General features: G+C 41.4%; 15 protein-coding genes and 2 tRNA genes. 5 read left to right on the top strand and 12 right to left on the bottom strand.

Annotated elements, in window-relative coordinates; all coding sequences use genetic code 11:
• Positions 1–185 precede the first annotated feature (185 nt).
• Positions 186–626 carry a GNAT family N-acetyltransferase gene (locus FTT76_RS11310; protein ID WP_180008372.1) on the top strand — a complete coding sequence of 147 codons (441 nt, stop codon included), beginning with the start codon at positions 186–188 and terminating at the stop codon, positions 624–626.
• Positions 627–662: 36 nt separating this feature from the next.
• Here the strand turns inward: FTT76_RS11310 and epmA are convergent, their stop codons facing one another.
• From epmA to greB, 6 genes are all read right to left on the bottom strand, one after another.
• The gene (gene epmA / locus FTT76_RS11305; protein WP_373683566.1) at positions 663–1631 is read right to left on the bottom strand and encodes an EF-P lysine aminoacylase EpmA; all 969 of its coding nucleotides are present in this window, start codon (positions 1629–1631) and stop codon (positions 663–665) included.
• 5 nt (positions 1632–1636) lie between these two features.
• Positions 1637–2704 carry a 4-phosphoerythronate dehydrogenase gene (locus tag FTT76_RS11300; RefSeq protein ID WP_180008376.1) on the bottom strand — a complete coding sequence of 356 codons (1068 nt, stop codon included), beginning with the start codon at positions 2702–2704 and terminating at the stop codon, positions 1637–1639.
• Positions 2705–2819: 115 nt separating this feature from the next.
• A complete protein-coding gene (locus tag FTT76_RS11295; RefSeq protein WP_180008378.1) occupies positions 2820–3572 on the bottom strand; it encodes a class II aldolase/adducin family protein in 753 nt (250 codons plus the stop codon).
• Between the two features lie 166 nt (positions 3573–3738).
• Positions 3739–3828 (bottom strand) — tRNA-Ser (locus tag FTT76_RS11290).
• A gap of 229 nt (positions 3829–4057) precedes the next feature.
• A tRNA-Ser gene (locus FTT76_RS11285) sits at positions 4058–4147 on the bottom strand.
• Positions 4148–4233: 86 nt separating this feature from the next.
• Positions 4234–4728 carry a transcription elongation factor GreB gene (greB, locus tag FTT76_RS11280; RefSeq protein ID WP_180008380.1) on the bottom strand — a complete coding sequence of 165 codons (495 nt, stop codon included), beginning with the start codon at positions 4726–4728 and terminating at the stop codon, positions 4234–4236.
• A 365-nt stretch (positions 4729–5093) separates the two neighbouring features.
• Between greB and FTT76_RS11275 the strand changes: the two genes are divergently transcribed.
• Entirely contained in the window at positions 5094–6206 is a 1113-nt protein-coding gene (locus FTT76_RS11275) for a transglycosylase SLT domain-containing protein (protein ID WP_180008382.1), read from the top strand.
• Positions 6207–6282: 76 nt separating this feature from the next.
• Here the strand turns inward: FTT76_RS11275 and FTT76_RS11270 are convergent, their stop codons facing one another.
• Positions 6283–6666 carry an SCP2 sterol-binding domain-containing protein gene (locus FTT76_RS11270; RefSeq protein WP_180008384.1) on the bottom strand — a complete coding sequence of 128 codons (384 nt, stop codon included), beginning with the start codon at positions 6664–6666 and terminating at the stop codon, positions 6283–6285.
• Positions 6667–6888: 222 nt separating this feature from the next.
• Positions 6889–7818, bottom strand: coding sequence for a tRNA 2-thiocytidine(32) synthetase TtcA (gene ttcA / locus FTT76_RS11265; RefSeq protein ID WP_180190527.1), 930 nt, complete (start codon positions 7816–7818; stop codon positions 6889–6891).
• A 500-nt stretch (positions 7819–8318) separates the two neighbouring features.
• Here ttcA and FTT76_RS11260 point away from each other — a divergent pair, with 500 nt between their 5' ends.
• On the top strand, positions 8319–9182 hold the full coding sequence (locus tag FTT76_RS11260) for a lytic transglycosylase domain-containing protein (RefSeq protein WP_180007505.1): 864 nt from the start codon (positions 8319–8321) through the stop codon (positions 9180–9182).
• 133 nt (positions 9183–9315) lie between these two features.
• Positions 9316–10221: a protease HtpX gene (gene htpX, locus FTT76_RS11255; RefSeq protein WP_078190437.1), complete on the top strand. Its 906-nt coding sequence runs from the start codon at positions 9316–9318 to the stop codon at positions 10219–10221.
• Between the two features lie 149 nt (positions 10222–10370).
• Here the strand turns inward: htpX and FTT76_RS11250 are convergent, their stop codons facing one another.
• The 3 genes from FTT76_RS11250 to FTT76_RS11240 form a co-directional block, all read right to left on the bottom strand.
• Entirely contained in the window at positions 10371–10961 is a 591-nt protein-coding gene (locus tag FTT76_RS11250; protein WP_111883898.1) for a DUF4112 domain-containing protein, read from the bottom strand.
• Positions 10962–11041: 80 nt separating this feature from the next.
• Positions 11042–12385 (bottom strand): magnesium transporter, encoded by a 1344-nt coding sequence (gene mgtE, locus FTT76_RS11245; RefSeq protein WP_180007504.1) that lies wholly within the window; start codon positions 12383–12385, stop codon positions 11042–11044.
• Positions 12386–12617: 232 nt separating this feature from the next.
• Positions 12618–15719 (bottom strand): multidrug efflux RND transporter permease subunit, encoded by a 3102-nt coding sequence (locus FTT76_RS11240; RefSeq protein ID WP_180007503.1) that lies wholly within the window; start codon positions 15717–15719, stop codon positions 12618–12620.
• A 276-nt stretch (positions 15720–15995) separates the two neighbouring features.
• Between FTT76_RS11240 and FTT76_RS11235 the strand changes: the two genes are divergently transcribed.
• On the top strand, positions 15996–17183 hold the full coding sequence (locus FTT76_RS11235) for a glycerophosphodiester phosphodiesterase family protein (protein ID WP_180007502.1): 1188 nt from the start codon (positions 15996–15998) through the stop codon (positions 17181–17183).
• Between the two features lie 56 nt (positions 17184–17239).
• Here the strand turns inward: FTT76_RS11235 and FTT76_RS17680 are convergent.
• Positions 17240–17461, bottom strand: a 222-nt coding sequence (locus tag FTT76_RS17680) for a hypothetical protein (RefSeq protein WP_257235093.1), incomplete at its 5' end; no start/stop codon positions are given.

Here is a 17461-nt window from a genome sequence, read left to right as displayed (position 1 = left end):
AGCACCTTCGGGTGCTTTTTTAATTTACCTTTTCTATATTTTCCTTTTCTATATTTTTAAAACTTTAACTTTTGCAATATTTCACCTTGCCCTTTCAGATATAGATAAGCTTTGAAAAATATCTGCATTCACATCAAGGCTCATTCATCTATGCTCTAAGGAAAACAAACCATCGAGCTGACAATATGCATCCCCAAATTCGTCCACTACACCTCCCAAAAGATCTCCTCGACATTCATCAACTCACACTCCAATTGGGTTATGAAATACCACCAGAGCGACTCCAACAGCATTGGCAGTTGATTCATTTGGATAAGCATTATCAAACCTTGGTGATGACGGCTGATGACCGCGTCATTGGTTATGCAGGTTTTATCCAACAATACAGTTGGGAGTTTGAGGAAGGATTTATTCGGATTCAGGCTTTTGTCATTGATGCCAGTTATCGCGGTCAAGGTTTAGGGCGACGCTTCATGCAAGCCATTGAGCAAAGCGCTCGGCGACAAGGTCTAAAACGTATTTTACTCAACAGTGGTAATCGTCCTGAACGCTATGCCGCACATGCTTTTTATCAAAATTTAGGGTTTGAAGCCTATAGTTTGGGTTTTACTAAATATTTAAATTGATCGGCCAATTTTACCATCAGCCGATCAAGACATTTTTTAAGAAATATCAGCTGGGAAACTAATGACTTTTTCAAGTTTTAACTGATTCGTTGCCACCATTAGCAATCGATCAATGCCTAAGGCTATACCTGCACACTCACTCATATACGGTAATGCAGCAAGCAAATATTCATCAATCGGCATCACATGCAAGCCAAGTTTAGCGCGCTCTGCATTATCCGCCTCAAAACGACGGCGTAAAACGTCTGCATCAATCAGTTCATCATAAGCATTTGCTAACTCTAAACCTTCGATATATAGCTCAAATCGTGCTGCAACCAATTCACCATCTTCGTCCACACGGGTTTTCGCCAAAGAAGCCATTTCCGGTGGAAAATCTGTAAGGAACACTGGCGTATCAAAACCGAGGCTCGGCTCAACATAATGCGAGAACAATAAATCGATATAGCCTAAACGGTCTTCACCCAGATCTAAGCTTAGTCCCACACGACGACAGCAATCTTTCAGATCTTGTAAAGAAGCTTGTAACGGGTTCAAATCCAAACGATCCATAAAGGCATGCTTATAGCTCAAAATAGTTGGACGAACTTCACCAAAGCGCTGTTTCAAAGTTTCATTCAATAAGTCCGTCACTTCAAACATCAAGTCTTTTAAGCTAAAACCCGGACGGTACCATTCCAACATGGTGAATTCACTGTTGTGTTTACGTCCATGTTCATCATCACGGAAAACTTTACAGATTTGGTAAATAGATCCACTGCCACTTGCCAACAGACGTTTCATGGCAAATTCAGGTGAAGTTTGCAAATAATGCGTTTGCTTTTGACCATTCACATGGCGCTGAGCCTGTACCGATGCTAAATGCACATCGGTGACACCCGCTTGAGAAAGCACAGGTGTTTCCACTTCTAGTACATCACGTGCCGCAAAAAACTGGCGAATTTGAGCATACATCGTGGCACGTGCACGAAGTGCAGTGAGTTCACAACTCGGTTGAAAGTTCATTTGACTCATGCTGCTGGGCCTCCATGTGCAGCCCATTCACGGCGTAAAGGATAGGTTTTACGTAAATAATCAAAGGCTTTTTGATCCACCTTGCCGTCTTTTAGGCAAGCACGTAAGTTGGCATCATCACGAGCGATGTCATAAATATCTTTTAAATAACGCTGTAATACCGTCTTAAAGTCAGCACCCGTAAAATACTGCTCACAGACGGGCAACTGACTTTCAAAAGCTTTATTTATCGGTTGCTTGAAAGTTTGACAAAATGCTTCATAGATCATCTGTGTGCCACGTGCTTTACCTTCCAAGCTATAGCCCGCAATATGTGGTGTCACCACGTAAATTAAATCTAACAACGCTGCTGAAATCTCTGGCTCATGCTCAAAAACGTCTAAGACCACTTTACGCTGTGTCTGTTGAATATCGGCAATTAAGGCAACTTCTTCGACCACTGGCCCACGCGCGGAATTAATCAAGATCGCAGTTGGCTTCATAGCAGCAAGCGCAGCAGCATTGATTAAATGATAGGTTGGATGTTCACCCTCTTTGGTCAGTGGCACATGAGTACTAATCGCATCTGCACTTTTTAACAGTTCTGCAAATTCAACTTGTTTCACCTGATCAGATTGCACAAATGGATCATAGCCAATGACATTCCAACCGAATAATTCTGCCATGACGGCTAAACGTGAACCAACATTACCTAAACCAACAATGCCCAAGGTAAATTTTTCATTTGCATTCAACAATTCAGGTTTAACATAAAGCAATGCCGTAATCACATATTCAGCAACCGCTTGTGCATTACAACCTGCGGCATTTGACCAAGCAATCCCCTGCTTTTCTAAAGCAGTAATATCTAAATGATCTGTTCCAATCGTAGCACTACCGACAAATTTGAGTGCGGTCTGTTGAATTAAGTCTGCATTTACCTGAGTCACCGATCGTACCAACAATGCATCGGCTTCTTTGACATCTGCATGGGTCAATGTTCGACCTGCCGCTTGCTTTATTTCACCAAATTCGGCAAAAAAATACTCAGTAAATGCCAGATTTTCATCTGCAACGATTTTCATAGTTCATCTCATAGTTCCACTATGAACATGATAACGCGTTGCTCAAGCCATGACTATTCTTCTGCACATAAGGCATAGCGCCTATACTCTATGAGCTAGATGATTGAAAATTATATTATCTGCAATAATCTGACTGCTGATCGTCAATTAAGGACAAGGCCGCCTGCCAAGCCGCTTGAATAATGGGCTCGGCCATCGGATTTTCAAACTGCTGCAACGTATGTTCACAAACCTTCGGACTTGGATAATGCAATGTAGCACTCGACAATGCTTTTACTTGAATTTGACAAGCTCGTTCTAAAAAGTAAATTTCATGAAATGCCCGTGCCACACTATCACCAGTCGCAAGCAAACCGTGATTACGTAAAATCATACAGCGATAATGCCTCATATCCTGTACCAATCTTTCACGCTCTTCAGTTGAAAAGGCTATGCCCTCATATTCATGATAAGCAATGTTCTGATAGAACTTTAACGCATGTTGTGAGATTGGCAATAATCCATGTTCCTGTGCAGAAACTGCCACGCCATCCGCAGTATGCGTATGAATCACGCAATTAATATTTGCACGCGCATGATGTAAGGCAGAATGAATCACAAAGCCTGCTACATTCACCATCTTCCCTGCATCATAGGTTTCAACAATTTTACCTTCATGATCAATTTTGACCAAATCCGAAGCCGTCATTTTGTCAAAGGTCACACCATAACGATTAATCAGAAAATGCTCCGGTTCATGACTTAAACGTAAGCTGATATGGGTATCAATTAAGTCGGTCATTTTATAATAAGCCACCAAGCGATACAGAGCCGCCAATTGACAACGCGCTTGCCATTCCAGTTCATGAATAAGCTCTGGTTTTTGCATGGGTGAATTCCTTTTCTAAATCGATTGATCTTGTTTTCTGTTTATTGTGAATAATTAATAGCATGTCATATCCATGCTGTATATCAGCTTCGCCTGTAGAAAAAAACTATTCAAAAAATTTAGGCAATAAAAAACCCCAATGTTTTACATTGGGGTTTTTTGAATATGGCGGAAGCGGTGAGATTCGAACTCACGGAGGACTCGCGCCCTCGTCGGTTTTCAAGACCGGTGCATTAAACCGCTCTGCCACGCTTCCATGGCCGCTATCATATAAATAAAAATTCAGCTTGGCAAATTATTTTGCTTTATTTTGAACACTTGGCGAATCGTTCATACAAAATTTAGGCGATTCGAAAATTTTGGATTAGGTCAGAAAAATTGAAGGTGAATAAATATGTATTAAATTGAGATCATAGCTAATTGCATTGCCTAAATTTACACATATAAAAAAACCCTGATGTTAAAAACATCAGGGTTTTTGAATTTGGCGGAAGCGGTGAGATTCGAACTCACGGAGGACTCGCGCCCTCGTCGGTTTTCAAGACCGGTGCATTAAACCGCTCTGCCACGCTTCCATGGCCGCCATCATATAAACAAAATTCAGCAATGGCAAATTATTTTGTAAAAAATACGTCTAATTGAACAAAATAAAAGCAGTTTGTTATTTTTCAGTACTTTCGCCCATTTCATAACGAATTGAATTGATATACCAACATTTTTTTCCCAATGGAGTTAGGACTTCGACCTCATCATCCACTTGCTTCGACAGGAGTGCTCGAGCCATAGGTGAATCAATTGAGATATGCTGCGGATGATGATCATAAATTTCATCTACCCCCACGATTCTTAGTGTTTTTTGTTCGCCGTCTTCATTTTCAATTTCGACCCACGCCCCAAAATAGACTTTCCCTTTTTGTTCGGGTGAATAATCGATAATACGAAGCTCTTCCAAACGTTTTCCCAAATAGCGTACACGTCGGTCAATTTTGCGTAACAATTGCTTATTATATTGATAATCCGCGTTTTCCGAACGGTCGCCAAGACTGGCCGCCCAGTTCACTTTTTTGGTAATTTCAGGTCGTTCTTCATGCCATAAATGTTGAAGTTCAGCGACCAATAAATCGTGTCCACCACGGGTAATTAAGTTAGATTTCATGATGATTTTTCGGCCTTGAGCAAGCGCTGATTTTTACAAAACATGCCTATTTTATCCTCCATTTCTACACAGGCAAAGTATATAAAATTTATTCGCAAACAAAATCAATTATTTATGTTACATATTTTAATATTTTTTCGTACAAAATTTGACAAGTATTTTTTTGCTTATTATTATGCGCACATCTTTCAGGCTTGTTTAATTTTTATCCAGTGTAGATTTTCTACATATTTCCCGAAAACCCCTAGTCATTTTTGAATGACGTCATGACTGCCCAACCCTTATTGAATTTATCAAACTTGAAAAAGTCTGAGGCGTGTTTGCCTTTGCTTTTTAGGGCATAAATTACTTGTAGCGGAGACAACATGCACAGTAGTTCAACTTCTGGGTCGAGGCTTTGCCTTAACTCTTTTAACTCTCTCCCATTTAAAGCGCTTGCACTTAGTACTGTCTTAATTCCTTTTCACAGTATTAATGCCAGCAAAACAGCTCATCAATATGATGCTGTCGTCAACAGTAATAAACTCACTGTTGTTGCCGTTGCCAATCCTGACATTGTTTTTCAGGATGGTAAACATCGACATGGTTTTGGTTACGACCTTGCACGTAACTATGCAGAAAGTTTAAATGTCCAATTAGATTTTAAAACAGTGAATGACAATGCCACTGCTTTAAAAATGGTTGCCAAAGGTCAAGCCAATTTTGCTATGACCACTGCCGAAATGAGTACCATTGAAGCCAAGCATTTGACGTCATTTTCAGCCAGTTGTGGTGATACCGTTTCTTTGAAAAAGAATGGTTTAAACAGCAACTTAAACTGGGTATTTAAAAATGCAGACGATCCACTCAGCCAAACCGCGAGTGGCTTTATTTGCCGTGCCAAACAAAATGGCGCAATTGGACAGTTGGCATCATTCTACAACCGTAATGTGGTCAAACAAGATTCTTGGAATGTGATTCAACGTGATTTAAGTAAACGTATGCCGATCTATAAGGCAAGTTTTAAAAACACGGCCAAGCAATACGACCTAGACTGGCATTTATTGGCAGCAATTGGTTATCAAGAGTCTTACCTCAAACCTGACTCGGTATCCCCAACGGGTGTTCGTGGCATTATGATGCTGACCAACAGTACAGCAAAAGCCATGGGTGTGAGCAACCGTACAGATGCGACTCAAAGCATTCAAGGTGGTGCAAAGTACTATGACCAAATGTTAAACCGTTATAGTAACATTCCGTACCCTGATCGTAATTGGTATGCCTTAGTGGCTTATAACATGGGTCCTGGTGCTGTAAGTCAGATTCAAAAGCGCATCCAGTCTCAGGGTAAAAACCCGAATAAGTGGGTGAATTTATATGCTTATCTAGACCGTAACAAGGCCAGCAATGGTCGTTATCGTCAAGCTGTGCAATATGTCACGCGTATTCGTGCGTATTTGGAACATATTAAAACCACACCTCAACTTGTGAATATCTAATATGCGTCCACCTAACATTTACATGTGAGCGCACAAAAAAAAGCTTACCTTTAGGTAAGCTTTTTTCGTTTTAAACTTAAGCAGTTTGCTCAAGTACTTTTTTGAACAAATCTTTTTGCTCAGCACTTGGTTTTGCTGTTTGTAATGCCATCAATTGTGACATATCACCTTGTACTTTTATTTTGCCCGTCATAAACGCTTGCATCGCTGCAGCCATATCAAACTCAAGGAATACTTTACGTAAAGTTTCAGCATCCATGTTCAACGTTGTTTTCGCGTTTGAAGATAAACCTTTTTTAATTGCACCACCATCTAATGACAATTCAGTATTGCCTGCAGCGTCAGCAACCACAAGGTTAATTGCAAGATTAGCCAATGCAGGTGGTAAGTTTAAATCACCAGCTTGAGCTGTCAGAGTTTCTACAGTTGAAAACCAATCATCAGTTAAAAAAGCAGGCATGATCTTTCCTCAATTTATTTTGTTCGTGTGTGTTGCCGTTCCGGACAACATCAGTGCAAGCATATTTTGCTTGAGGCTTGTTATAGCATGATCATTTGCGAAAAGGCTAAAGTTTTTTGTACGCACCGTTCAATATTTAACTGTTTAACAACAAAATGAGAAAAATCATAAGCATAAAAAAGGCATTCCGTAGAATGCCTTTTGCGTGATGAAGTTTTCGGCTTAATCTGCCATAAAACCTAAGTTCACCATATTAATGCGTTTGCTTTCAGGCTCACCTTCTTCAGTTGAACAACTTTCGCTATTTTTGAAGTCAAATTCGCGTTGTTCATCCAAGGCTTCAAAGTGGAATAACTCACGGTCTGCCAGTTGTGAAGGCGATACATTTTGCAATGCGCCAAAAATACTGTGTAAACGTTTTGGAAATTCTTTATCCCAAGTACGCAGCATGTCATTTAGCATCGCACGTTGTAAGTTTTCCTGTGAACCACACAAGTTACATGGGATAATTGGGAACTTACGCATTTCTGCATACTTGATAATGTCTTTTTCTTCCACATAAGCCAGTGGACGAATCAAAATGTTCTTTTTATCAGAAGACAATAATTTCGGTGGCATGGCTTTTAAGCTACCGCCATGGAACAAGTTCAAGAAGAACGTCGCCAAAATATCATCACGATGATGACCTAAAGCCACTTTCGTCGCCCCAATTTCTTGAGCAAAGCCGTATAACGAACCACGACGTAAACGTGAGCATACTGCACAATACGTTTTACCTTCTGGGGTTAAACGTTTAGTAATGCTGTAGGTATCTTTTTCTAAGATGTAATACGGAATTTTGTTTTCTTCTAAATAACGTGGCAATACTTCTTCAGGGAAACCCGGTTGTTTTTGGTCAAGGTTGACCGCAACCACATCAAAATTAATCGGTGCAATACGCTTAAACTGCAACAAAATGTCGAGCAAGGTATAACTGTCTTTACCGCCTGAAATACAGACCATCACCTTGTCGCCCTCTTCGATCATTTTAAAATCACGAATGGCATGACCGACCTGACGGCGTAGCTTTTTCAATAAACGATAATACGCAGAGCTAGTTGGTAGTTCTGGTTTGAAATTAAATCCTTGTTCGGACTCAACTGGCGAGAACATAGACGAGTTAAACCTAAAAAAAAATACCGCGCAATTTTATCCGATTCGCAGACTTCTCGCATCAAAAGAATGTAATTTCCGAAAAAAGTAAAAATACTGTCATGATCACGTCATCCTCAGCGCATTATTTTATACGGTCGAGTTCATTTTTTAGGCGAAACGCTTATCTTTTGGACTTTTCCACAGTTGTCCACAAAAGCTGTGGATAACTTTGTGGATTTTAAATGACTTGACAAGGTGAGCTGCCCTTATTTTAAGGCTTCTATTTAAATTGATCATTTTTTGATCAATTTATTATCCCTTACTTATCAATGCTTTAGATGTGTCAAGTTATGCTCATTAAAAAAAAATAAATATTTTTTTTGATTATTGAATCATCAAAATGACTTGATTTTTACAAAGTAAAGAAGAAATCAGCCCTCGAAGCCTTTTCATCTGATTTTTTTTTGATAAACTCTATTTTAACTGTTTGGGGACAGAATTTTTTTCTTCACAATAAAATGAAAAACAATACTTGGACTTTGGGGCTGTTATTAAGTGGAAGTGTGGCTATCAGTTTAGCTGCACCGAGCATTTTTGCCGGCCAAACGATCTATCAATTACGTGAAAGTAACGGCACAACGCTACTAACCAATAAACAAGGCCGCTATAGCAATCTGAAAGTCGAGAAAAAAACCTACTATCCGGACAGTAATATCCATAGTTATAGTAACTGGGGCTCAAATGAAGCGTCTGTGTTACCAAGTTATAGCCGTAATAAAAATGCCTTTGACAATATTATTAAACAAGCCGCGGCCCAGCATGGTGTATCCGAAGGTCTAATCAAAGCGGTGATGCATACCGAATCAGGTTTTAACACCAATGCACGCTCGCCTGTCGGTGCGCAAGGTTTAATGCAACTCATGCCTGCTACTGCACGTCGCTTCAATGTATCAAATGCCTATGATCCACATCAGAACATTATGGCTGGTGCGCGCTATTTATCTTGGCTGCTGAAACGTTTTAATGGTAACACCTCACTTGCCTTAGCAGGTTATAACGCAGGTGAAGGCAATGTCGCAAAATATGGTGGCATCCCTCCTTTTCGTGAAACTCAAGACTATGTCCGCCGTGTCACTAGCCGCTACAGCAACCTATATGCTGGTAGTTTAAGTGTCTCGGGTTCGAGTAGTTCAAATAGCACTTCAAATAGTGGTCGGATTATTGCCAGTTCGGACAATTATCATGCCGCTGCCCCTACTGTAGCCAAGTCTCCAGCACGTCAAATTATTCAAACGGACAATGGTAGTTTTACCGATGCACCTTCAGGTTCATTTGCGACAGCAAATGCTTCTGCCTCAGCGCGCATTTATTTCAATGAATAAAATCACTGATTTTGTAAAATTGCATCTGTTTTACTAATTTTTCCTTGAAATTTTAAGACTTTCACCTCATATTGAGTTTAATGATTTTTATTTGTAAATCAGATCATTTTTCTATAATAAGAGGATTTACCCAATGATGCGGATTGGTTTGTTCTTGCTGACCAACCTCGCGGTACTGGTTGTAGCTGGCATAATCTTGTCACTCTTCGGTGTCGGTAGTTACCACGGTGCAGGCGGCTTAAACTTAGGCAACTTGCTCGTTATCTGTTTTGTGTTCGGTATGGTGGGTTCGATGATCTCACTATTCATGTCAAAATGGATGGCGAAAAAAACCACGGGTACAGAGCTGATTGACCCTAATGCACCACGTAGCCAAGCTGAAGCATGGTTACTCAACGAAGTTGCGCAACTGGCACAACGTTCTGGTATCAAAATGCCAGAAGTGGGTATTTTCCCATCGTACCAGTCTAATGCCTTTGCAACAGGCTGGAACAAAAATGATGCTTTAGTGGCGGTTTCTACCGGTCTATTGGAGCGTATGAACAAAGATGAACTGCGTGCCGTACTCGCTCACGAAATTGGTCACGTAGCCAATGGTGACATGGTGACCCTTGCTTTGGTGCAAGGTGTAGTCAACGCCTTTGTCATGTTCTTTGCACGTGTAGCAGGTGACTTTATCGACCGTAATGTCTTCGGTCGTGAAGATGGTGAAGCACCGGGTATCGCATATTTCGTCATTACGATTGTATTAGATATTGTCTTTGGTATCGCAGCGTCTGCCATTGTGATGTGGTTCTCTCGCTACCGTGAATACCGTGCCGATGAAGCTGGTGCGCGTCTAGCAGGTAAACAAGCGATGATTTCTGCCCTATTACGTTTACAAGCAGAATCTGAAATGCCAGATCAAATGCCAAAAGAAATGAAAGCCTTTGCTATTTCTGCGGGTCAAGAACAAGGTTTCAGCTTAGCTGCATTGTTCCAAACACACCCAACGATTGAACAACGTGTTGCGGCTTTACAACAATTAGATTGCCCATAATTCAGCATCTGATGTAAGTCGTAAAAAAGCCTCCCTATGGAGGCTTTTTTATTGAGTCTAATTTTTCTCAGAGCGTTTACCGTTTTATCAATCACTTTTCAGTTGAATAGCCTTTCATTGATCGCGCTCAAGCAACAGTGCATTTCTCTCTACAATACCCCATTGGCCTTTAACCATTGCCAAAGCAATGAACCACCCATATAAATTGCAAAGATAAAGACTAATAAGAAAATCATCCCGAGTATATCTGGGATATGGATCCATATCCATGCAACCACAGGGTTGCGCCAAAAAGCAGATTGCTGTTGTTTCTGTTCTAATTTTTCATGTAAAAACGGATGTACCACATGTTGATCTGTACTGATTTGATATTCTTCACGAATGTGCGTATGTACAACATCTAAAGCTTTACGGCTCGGTCGAATAAACACATCAAAGATCGTCCCTGCAACAGGAATAAACCCCACGACAGCATCTATAACTGCGAGTTTCATCACACCATTTAATTTGGCTTGTGGTACGCCAATCTGTTTGGCTTTATAGACGGCATAACAGGTCAAGACAAATCCTGCGATATCACCAGCTACGGGAATGGTACTCAACGCTGCGTCCGCACCTACCCCTTGTCGAGTAAATGGAATCCGAACCACGGAGTCCATCATATTGGCAAACTTTGCGAGATCGCGTTCAAGACGAATGACTTCTTGCTTTGACATTTTTTGTTTTAATGGTTCAGTCATGTTTTATCCAATAAAAACCGTGTAAATCACTGAGATTAAAACATATTAGAAGTCTTCAATCTGTAGCAAAATGCTAATCTCTATAAATTGAGCAATTGTGAAGCAATCATCAAATACACCACCACGCCTGTCGCATCACAAATCGAGGTCACCAAGGGTGCAGATGCACTTGCAGGATCGAGCTTCAACTTATTGAGTACAAAGGGCAAACTCATGCCAATTAAACAACCGAGCAATACGATACCCATCATACTTAAAGCCAAGACCAAAGCGACGGTTGCATCACCACGGTAGTAGCCTAAAATCGATACAGCAATGGCCATGGTTCCACCGAGGCAAAGCGCGACGAGCGTCTCCCGACCCAATAAATAAAACCAATCACGAATTTTTACATCCCCAGTGGCAAGCGCTCGCACCATTAAGGTTGCAGACTGTGAACCTGCATTGCCTCCACTTCCGACCAATAAGGGTAAGAAAAAAACCAAGACGATATGTGCGGCAATGATGTCTTCATAATATGAAATGCCTAATCCGGACAATAAGCTGCCAAAGACCAATATCACCAACCAGAACACCCGCTTTTGATACAACTTTAAAATCGGTGCTTTATTAATGCTCATACCTGGTTCGGTACTCACCGCACTGGCTTTTAAAAAGTCTTCAGTGGTTTCAGCCTGTACCACATCCATCGCATCATCATAGGTGACAATCCCCATCAAACGCTGGGCATGATCCACAATCGGCAAGGCCATAAAATCATATTCTGCCAATTTTCGCGCAATGCTTTCTTGATCTTCATCTATCCAGCCGGTCACCACATCTTTGGTCATCACCTGTTGAATCCGTGCATCACGATCGGCCTGCAAAATTTGCCGCAGTGAAATCACCCCTTCTAATTGAGACTGATCATTGGTGACATAAATTAAATACAGGGTTTCACGGTCATGCGGTTCATGGCGTAAGGCCTCTATAGCTTGTTGCATGGTAAAGTCAGCAGGCATACTGACATAGTCTGAACTCATGATTGCACCTGCAGACTCTTCTGCATATGCAGATAACGCCTTTAGATGCTCTTGGGTATCTTGATCAAGTTGTTGATAAATCCGATCTTGTTCTGCATCAGTTAAACTTTTATATAAGTCCGTTGCATCATCAGAATGCATATCATCAAATAGTTCAATTTGTAGACGCAGTGGATAACGTGAAATCAGCTGTCGCTGTGACTCAAAAGGGAAAAACTCAAATACCAAGCCTTGATGGTCTAAACCTGAAAGTAACTCGATTTGATCTTCGATTGGAAATTGCTGAATTAAACGAGCCTGATCAGCGTAGTTCAGAGGCTGTAAAGCGAAAACTGCTGCTGCATAATTTTGTTGTTGCAGCAAAGCGGAAATTTCACGCTGTCTTTGTATTAAATCCGCCATTCAACTCACTCTTATTTTAATCTTTCTATGTAGAGCACATTTTGAAGGATAAACTAAAGAGTTTCAAATCTCTTCAATATGTTCTCGGTGAACGTTCTTTGCGAAAATTCTCTGTGAACATTCCCTGTCGAAAGTTTGGTGACATAAATTTGGCGACATAAAAAGCCACCGCGATGTACTCAAGCTTTCACGGTGGCTTTTACTAGAGCTATACACTGTGCGTGAATTATTTCTAAGTTTCAGACACCGGTTTGATTTTAAAAATAGAGCGGACCATCACATACATAAACGGAATAAAAATCAGCACCAAGACCGTACCGAATATTACCCCACCGAGTACGCTTACCCCAATCTCTTGACGACTGGCTGCACCTGCGCCAAAAGCAAGAACTAAAGGAACCACCCCTGCACCAAAAGCCAAAGAGGTCATCAAAATAGGACGTAAACGTAGTGCTGCGCCTTCCATTGCAGCCTCGATTACATGTTTGCCTTTTTCTTGTGCCATCGCTGCAAACTCTACAAGCAAGATCGCATTTTTACAGGACAGACCGATGGTCGTCAGCAAGGCAATTTGGAAATAGATGTCATTTGGAAAACCGGTCATGTAGCTAAACAAAATATTACCGCCTATCCCGAGTGGAATCGCACTCATGACTGCGGTCGGAATGCTCCAACTTTCATATAGGGCGGCAAGACAGAGGAAAATAAATCCAATCGAGACCAAATATAGCCAAATCGCTTGATGACTTGATTTTTGCTCTTCAAAAGATAAACCACTCCATGCCACATCCACGCCAGGCACCTGATCGACTAAGGCTTTCACATCCTGCATGGCTTGTCCACTTGAGACATTTTTGGCTGTATCCGCTTCCATTTGTAATGCGGTGTATCCCATAAAGCGATTGACGACTTCAGGGCCGCCACTCCAGCCAATGGTTGAAAAATTACTAAATGGAATCATTTCATTTTGGTCATTACGTACATGCCAATAGGCTAAATCTTCTGGTTTAGAACGGAATTCGGCATCTGCCTGCATCATGACGCGTTTAATGCGCCCACGGTCGATAAAATCGTTGATATAGCTACCGCCCCATGCGCTACTCATGGTGCTATTAATCGCATTTTGAGTTAACCCCAAGGCCATTGCTTGTTTTTGATCAATATCTACTTTTAGTTCAGCTTTATCGGGGTTTGAGCGTTTGTCTAAATTTTCGAAACTGCTGAATTGTGAAGATTTTTCTTGTAAGCTTTTAAATTGCGCATCGAGATAAGCACGGCCTTCACCATTCATATCTCGCAGCCAAAATTCCAGACCATCGGTTTGCCCAAGGCCACTGACAGAGGACGGCATGCTGACATTGATTTGTGCATTGTTAAATTTTTTAAAATGTTTCATAGCACGTTCACGAATCGCTTGCGCTGAATTGTGTTGTCCTGAACGTTCATCCCAATGCTTCAGTGCAATAAATCCTTGCCCTAAGTTTTGACCCGTACCAGAAAAATTTCGTCCATAACGAATCATCACCAAATCAACATTTTGCTTTTCTTCAGTTAAAAAGTACTGCCGAATTTGTTCACCGACCTCACGACTTTTCGACATCGGTGCACCTTCTTGTAATTTAAGTTGCACACTCAAAATACCTTGGTCTTCACTAGGAATAAAACTGGTCGGCAAAGCACGATAAAACAAAGCAAATACCGTAATGAGCCCCGCAAACAAAACCACCGTCCATAAGCGATAACGAACCGTGGCTTGTGCAAGTGCTAGATATTTGGTTTTTAAAATCTCTAATTTGGCGTTAAACCAAATCGCCCAGCGCTGTGGTTTCGGATTGGGTTTTAAAATTAAGGCACATAATGCAGGAGTTAAAATCAGCGCAACCATCAGTGACAAGCCCATGGCAGCCACAAGTGTGATGGAAAATTGTCTATAGATCACGCCCGTTGAGCCACCAAAGAACGCCATGGGAATAAATACAGCGGTTAATACCAAAGTAATCCCGATTAATGCCCCACTAATTTCATGCATCGACTCTATAGCCGCTTGTTTTGCTGTTAACTGTTGTTCATGCATTAAACGTTCGACATTTTCCACCACAACAATCGCATCATCGACCAACAGACCGATGGCCAATACCAATGCAAACAAGGTGAGCGTGTTAATGGTCATGCCCAAAGCATATAAAATCGCTAAAGTCCCTAGAATCACCACAGGCACGGTAATCGCAGGTATCAGCGTTGCTCGCCAATTTTGTAAGAAGATAAACATCACCAAAACCACTAATAAAACGGCTTCGAATAATGTTTTCACCACTTCTTTAATCGATTCTTGTACAAATGGCGTGTTATCCCGAGGATAAACAATTTTATAACCGGCAGGTAATTGCTTCGCTAATTGTTCAATTTCTTGCTTAATTAAGGCTGAGGTTTCAAGTGCATTCGCCCCAGATGCCAATGAGATCCCCATCCCTGAAGATGGATATCCGTTAATGGTATTGACCCCTGAATAATTTTCCGCACCCAATTCAACACGTGCAACGTCTTTTAAATAGACAAAACTGCCGTCTCGTGCAGATTTGACAATAATATTTTCAAATTCTTCAACTGACTTTAAACGTGAACCTGAAGTGACTTTTGCATTGAGATATTGATCCGATACACTCGGCAATTCACCTACGGCTCCGGCTGCAACCTGCGTATTTTGTGATTCAACAGCCGCACGGATATCACTGGGCATAAGGCTATATTGCTTTAACTTCAGTGGGTTGAGCCAAATGCGCATGGCAAATTGCGAACCAAAAACATCGACTTCACCGATACCCTCAATTCGAGCAATGTCCTGCTCTAGATGAGTCATCATATAGTCACCAAGTTCGATATTCGAACTCTTGCCAGTCTCATCATAGAGGCCGATAACCATATGGGTATCACCCAAAGATTTATAGACATTTACCCCTTGGCGCTGCACATCTTCAGGCAGCCGATTGATTACTCCATTTATGGCATTTTGTACTTGCACTTGAGCGGTATCTGGGTCAGTGCCATTTTCAAAACTGATGCTGATCCGGCTTCGACCTGAAGAGTCGCTGCTTGAACTAAAATATAAAAGATGATCAATTCCTTTAATTTGTTGCTCAAGAACTTGTGTGACACTTTCCTCGACTGTTTCTGCTGACGCACCGCTATAACTTGCACTGACCGTAATTCGTGGTGGTGCAATATCTGGATAGCGCTCTACCGGTAAATTGAGCACAGCAAATAGCCCGAGCGCCATGACGATGATCGCCAAGACACCTGCAAAAATCGGTCGATAAATAAAAAACTTAGACAGCATCAGTCCATGTCACTTTTCAATTAATGAAATAAAATGTGTTGATTGATTTTTTCAAAAAATCTTATTGATAATCAATCACAATGTGCTTGATTACAAGCCTAGACTACATAAAAACCTTGCTTGAAGCGAAATATGTAGAAAATATGGAGAGCCTCCACTTCAGCTATTTTAGTAAATTTATGTGACAAAACCGCCTCTGTCATGAAGCCTTAGCCACTGCCCTGCAATGTATGCCTGCAACATCATTCATTTATATAAAAAGATGCAGAGGCAGCCATGCAAAAACAATTAACAAAGCAGTTAAATCTAGCCATAACAAGCAAAGTGAAATCCTCATGGGGCGTGTCTTCACTGCTCCTTTTTAGCGTTTTTGGTTTATCTGCATGTAATTCGGATGACGATAAAACCCATGTCACAAAGCCCCCTATTTTGCCTGATACAGGTTTTGTCATTGTTGGGCATCGTGGTGCCAGTGCTTTGCGACCCGAGCATACCCTTGCCGCATATCAAAAAGCGATTGACGATGGTGCGGATTTTATCGAACCCGATTTAGTGCCAACCAAGGATGGCTATCTGGTTGCGCGCCATGAAAGTGAAATTTCAGGGACAACCAATATTAGTACGCTGTCACAATTTGAGGATCGAAAAACCACCAAAAAAATCGATGGTATCGACTATACAGGATGGTTTACGGAAGACTTTAATTTGAATGAACTGACTCAAAATGTAAAAGCACGTGAGCGTATTGCTCAATATCGCCCTAATAACACTCAATATAATGATCAATACAGCATCCCAACGCTCGAACAAATCATTGAACTTGCCGAAGCTCATTATAAAAAAACTGGAAAAATTGTTGGTTTATATATTGAAACCAAGCATCCAACATTTTTCCAACAGCAAAATCTAGCCATGGAAGATCGCTTACTCACAACGCTTGCCAAATACAGTTATACACGTGATATCGCGCCTGTATATTTACAGTCCTTTGAAACCACCAATCTGAAGTACTTACGTGATCAACTCACGCAAAAGAAAACCCTCAAACATGGCAAAATTATTCAATTATTAGATAGCCCAACTGCCATACCGGGTGACTTACAGCAACAAAGCTCACCTCAAAATTATGCAAGTTTAGCCACTGCAGAAGGCCTAAAATCAGTGGCAAAATATGCAGATGGTGTAGGTCCAAGTAAAACCTATATTTTTTCAAACACTGAATTTAAACAAACCACTTTTGTCAAAGATGCCCATGCTGCTGGTTTGAAAGTCCATCCTTATACGCTCAGACCTGAAAATGGTTTTTTACCTGACTATTTAAAATGTAGCTCTGTGGCGACAGAACGCTGTGATACGGGGGCGGCCAAAGAATTTGAAAACTTCTATAAAGCTGGTGTAGATGGTGTATTTGCAGATGATCCGGGACTGGCGCGTAAAACCTTAACACAACTGCAAAAGCCCTAATTTTCCTAAAATGAAAAAAGACGCCAAGGCGTCTTTTTTATTGTTAAACGGAAATCTTAAAGTGGGTTTGCCAAATATTCTGCGGCTGACTGCGTTGCCACTGGCTGAGGTGCTGGAGCTGTCGGAGCTGTCGGAGCTGTCGGAGCTGTCGGAGCTGTCGGAGCTGTCGGAGCTGTCGGAGCTGTCGGAGCTGTCGGAGCTGTCGGAGCTGTCGGAGCTGTCGGAGCTGTCGGAGCTGTCGGAGCTGTCGGAGCTGTCGGAGCTGTCGGAGCTGTCTC

This window comes from Acinetobacter sp. YH01009, assembly GCF_013420765.1.
In the GTDB taxonomy this organism is placed as follows: domain Bacteria; phylum Pseudomonadota; class Gammaproteobacteria; order Pseudomonadales; family Moraxellaceae; genus Acinetobacter; species Acinetobacter amyesii.
Note: the sequence above shows the minus strand (reverse complement) of the source record. Positions and strands in the feature narration are given on the sequence as shown.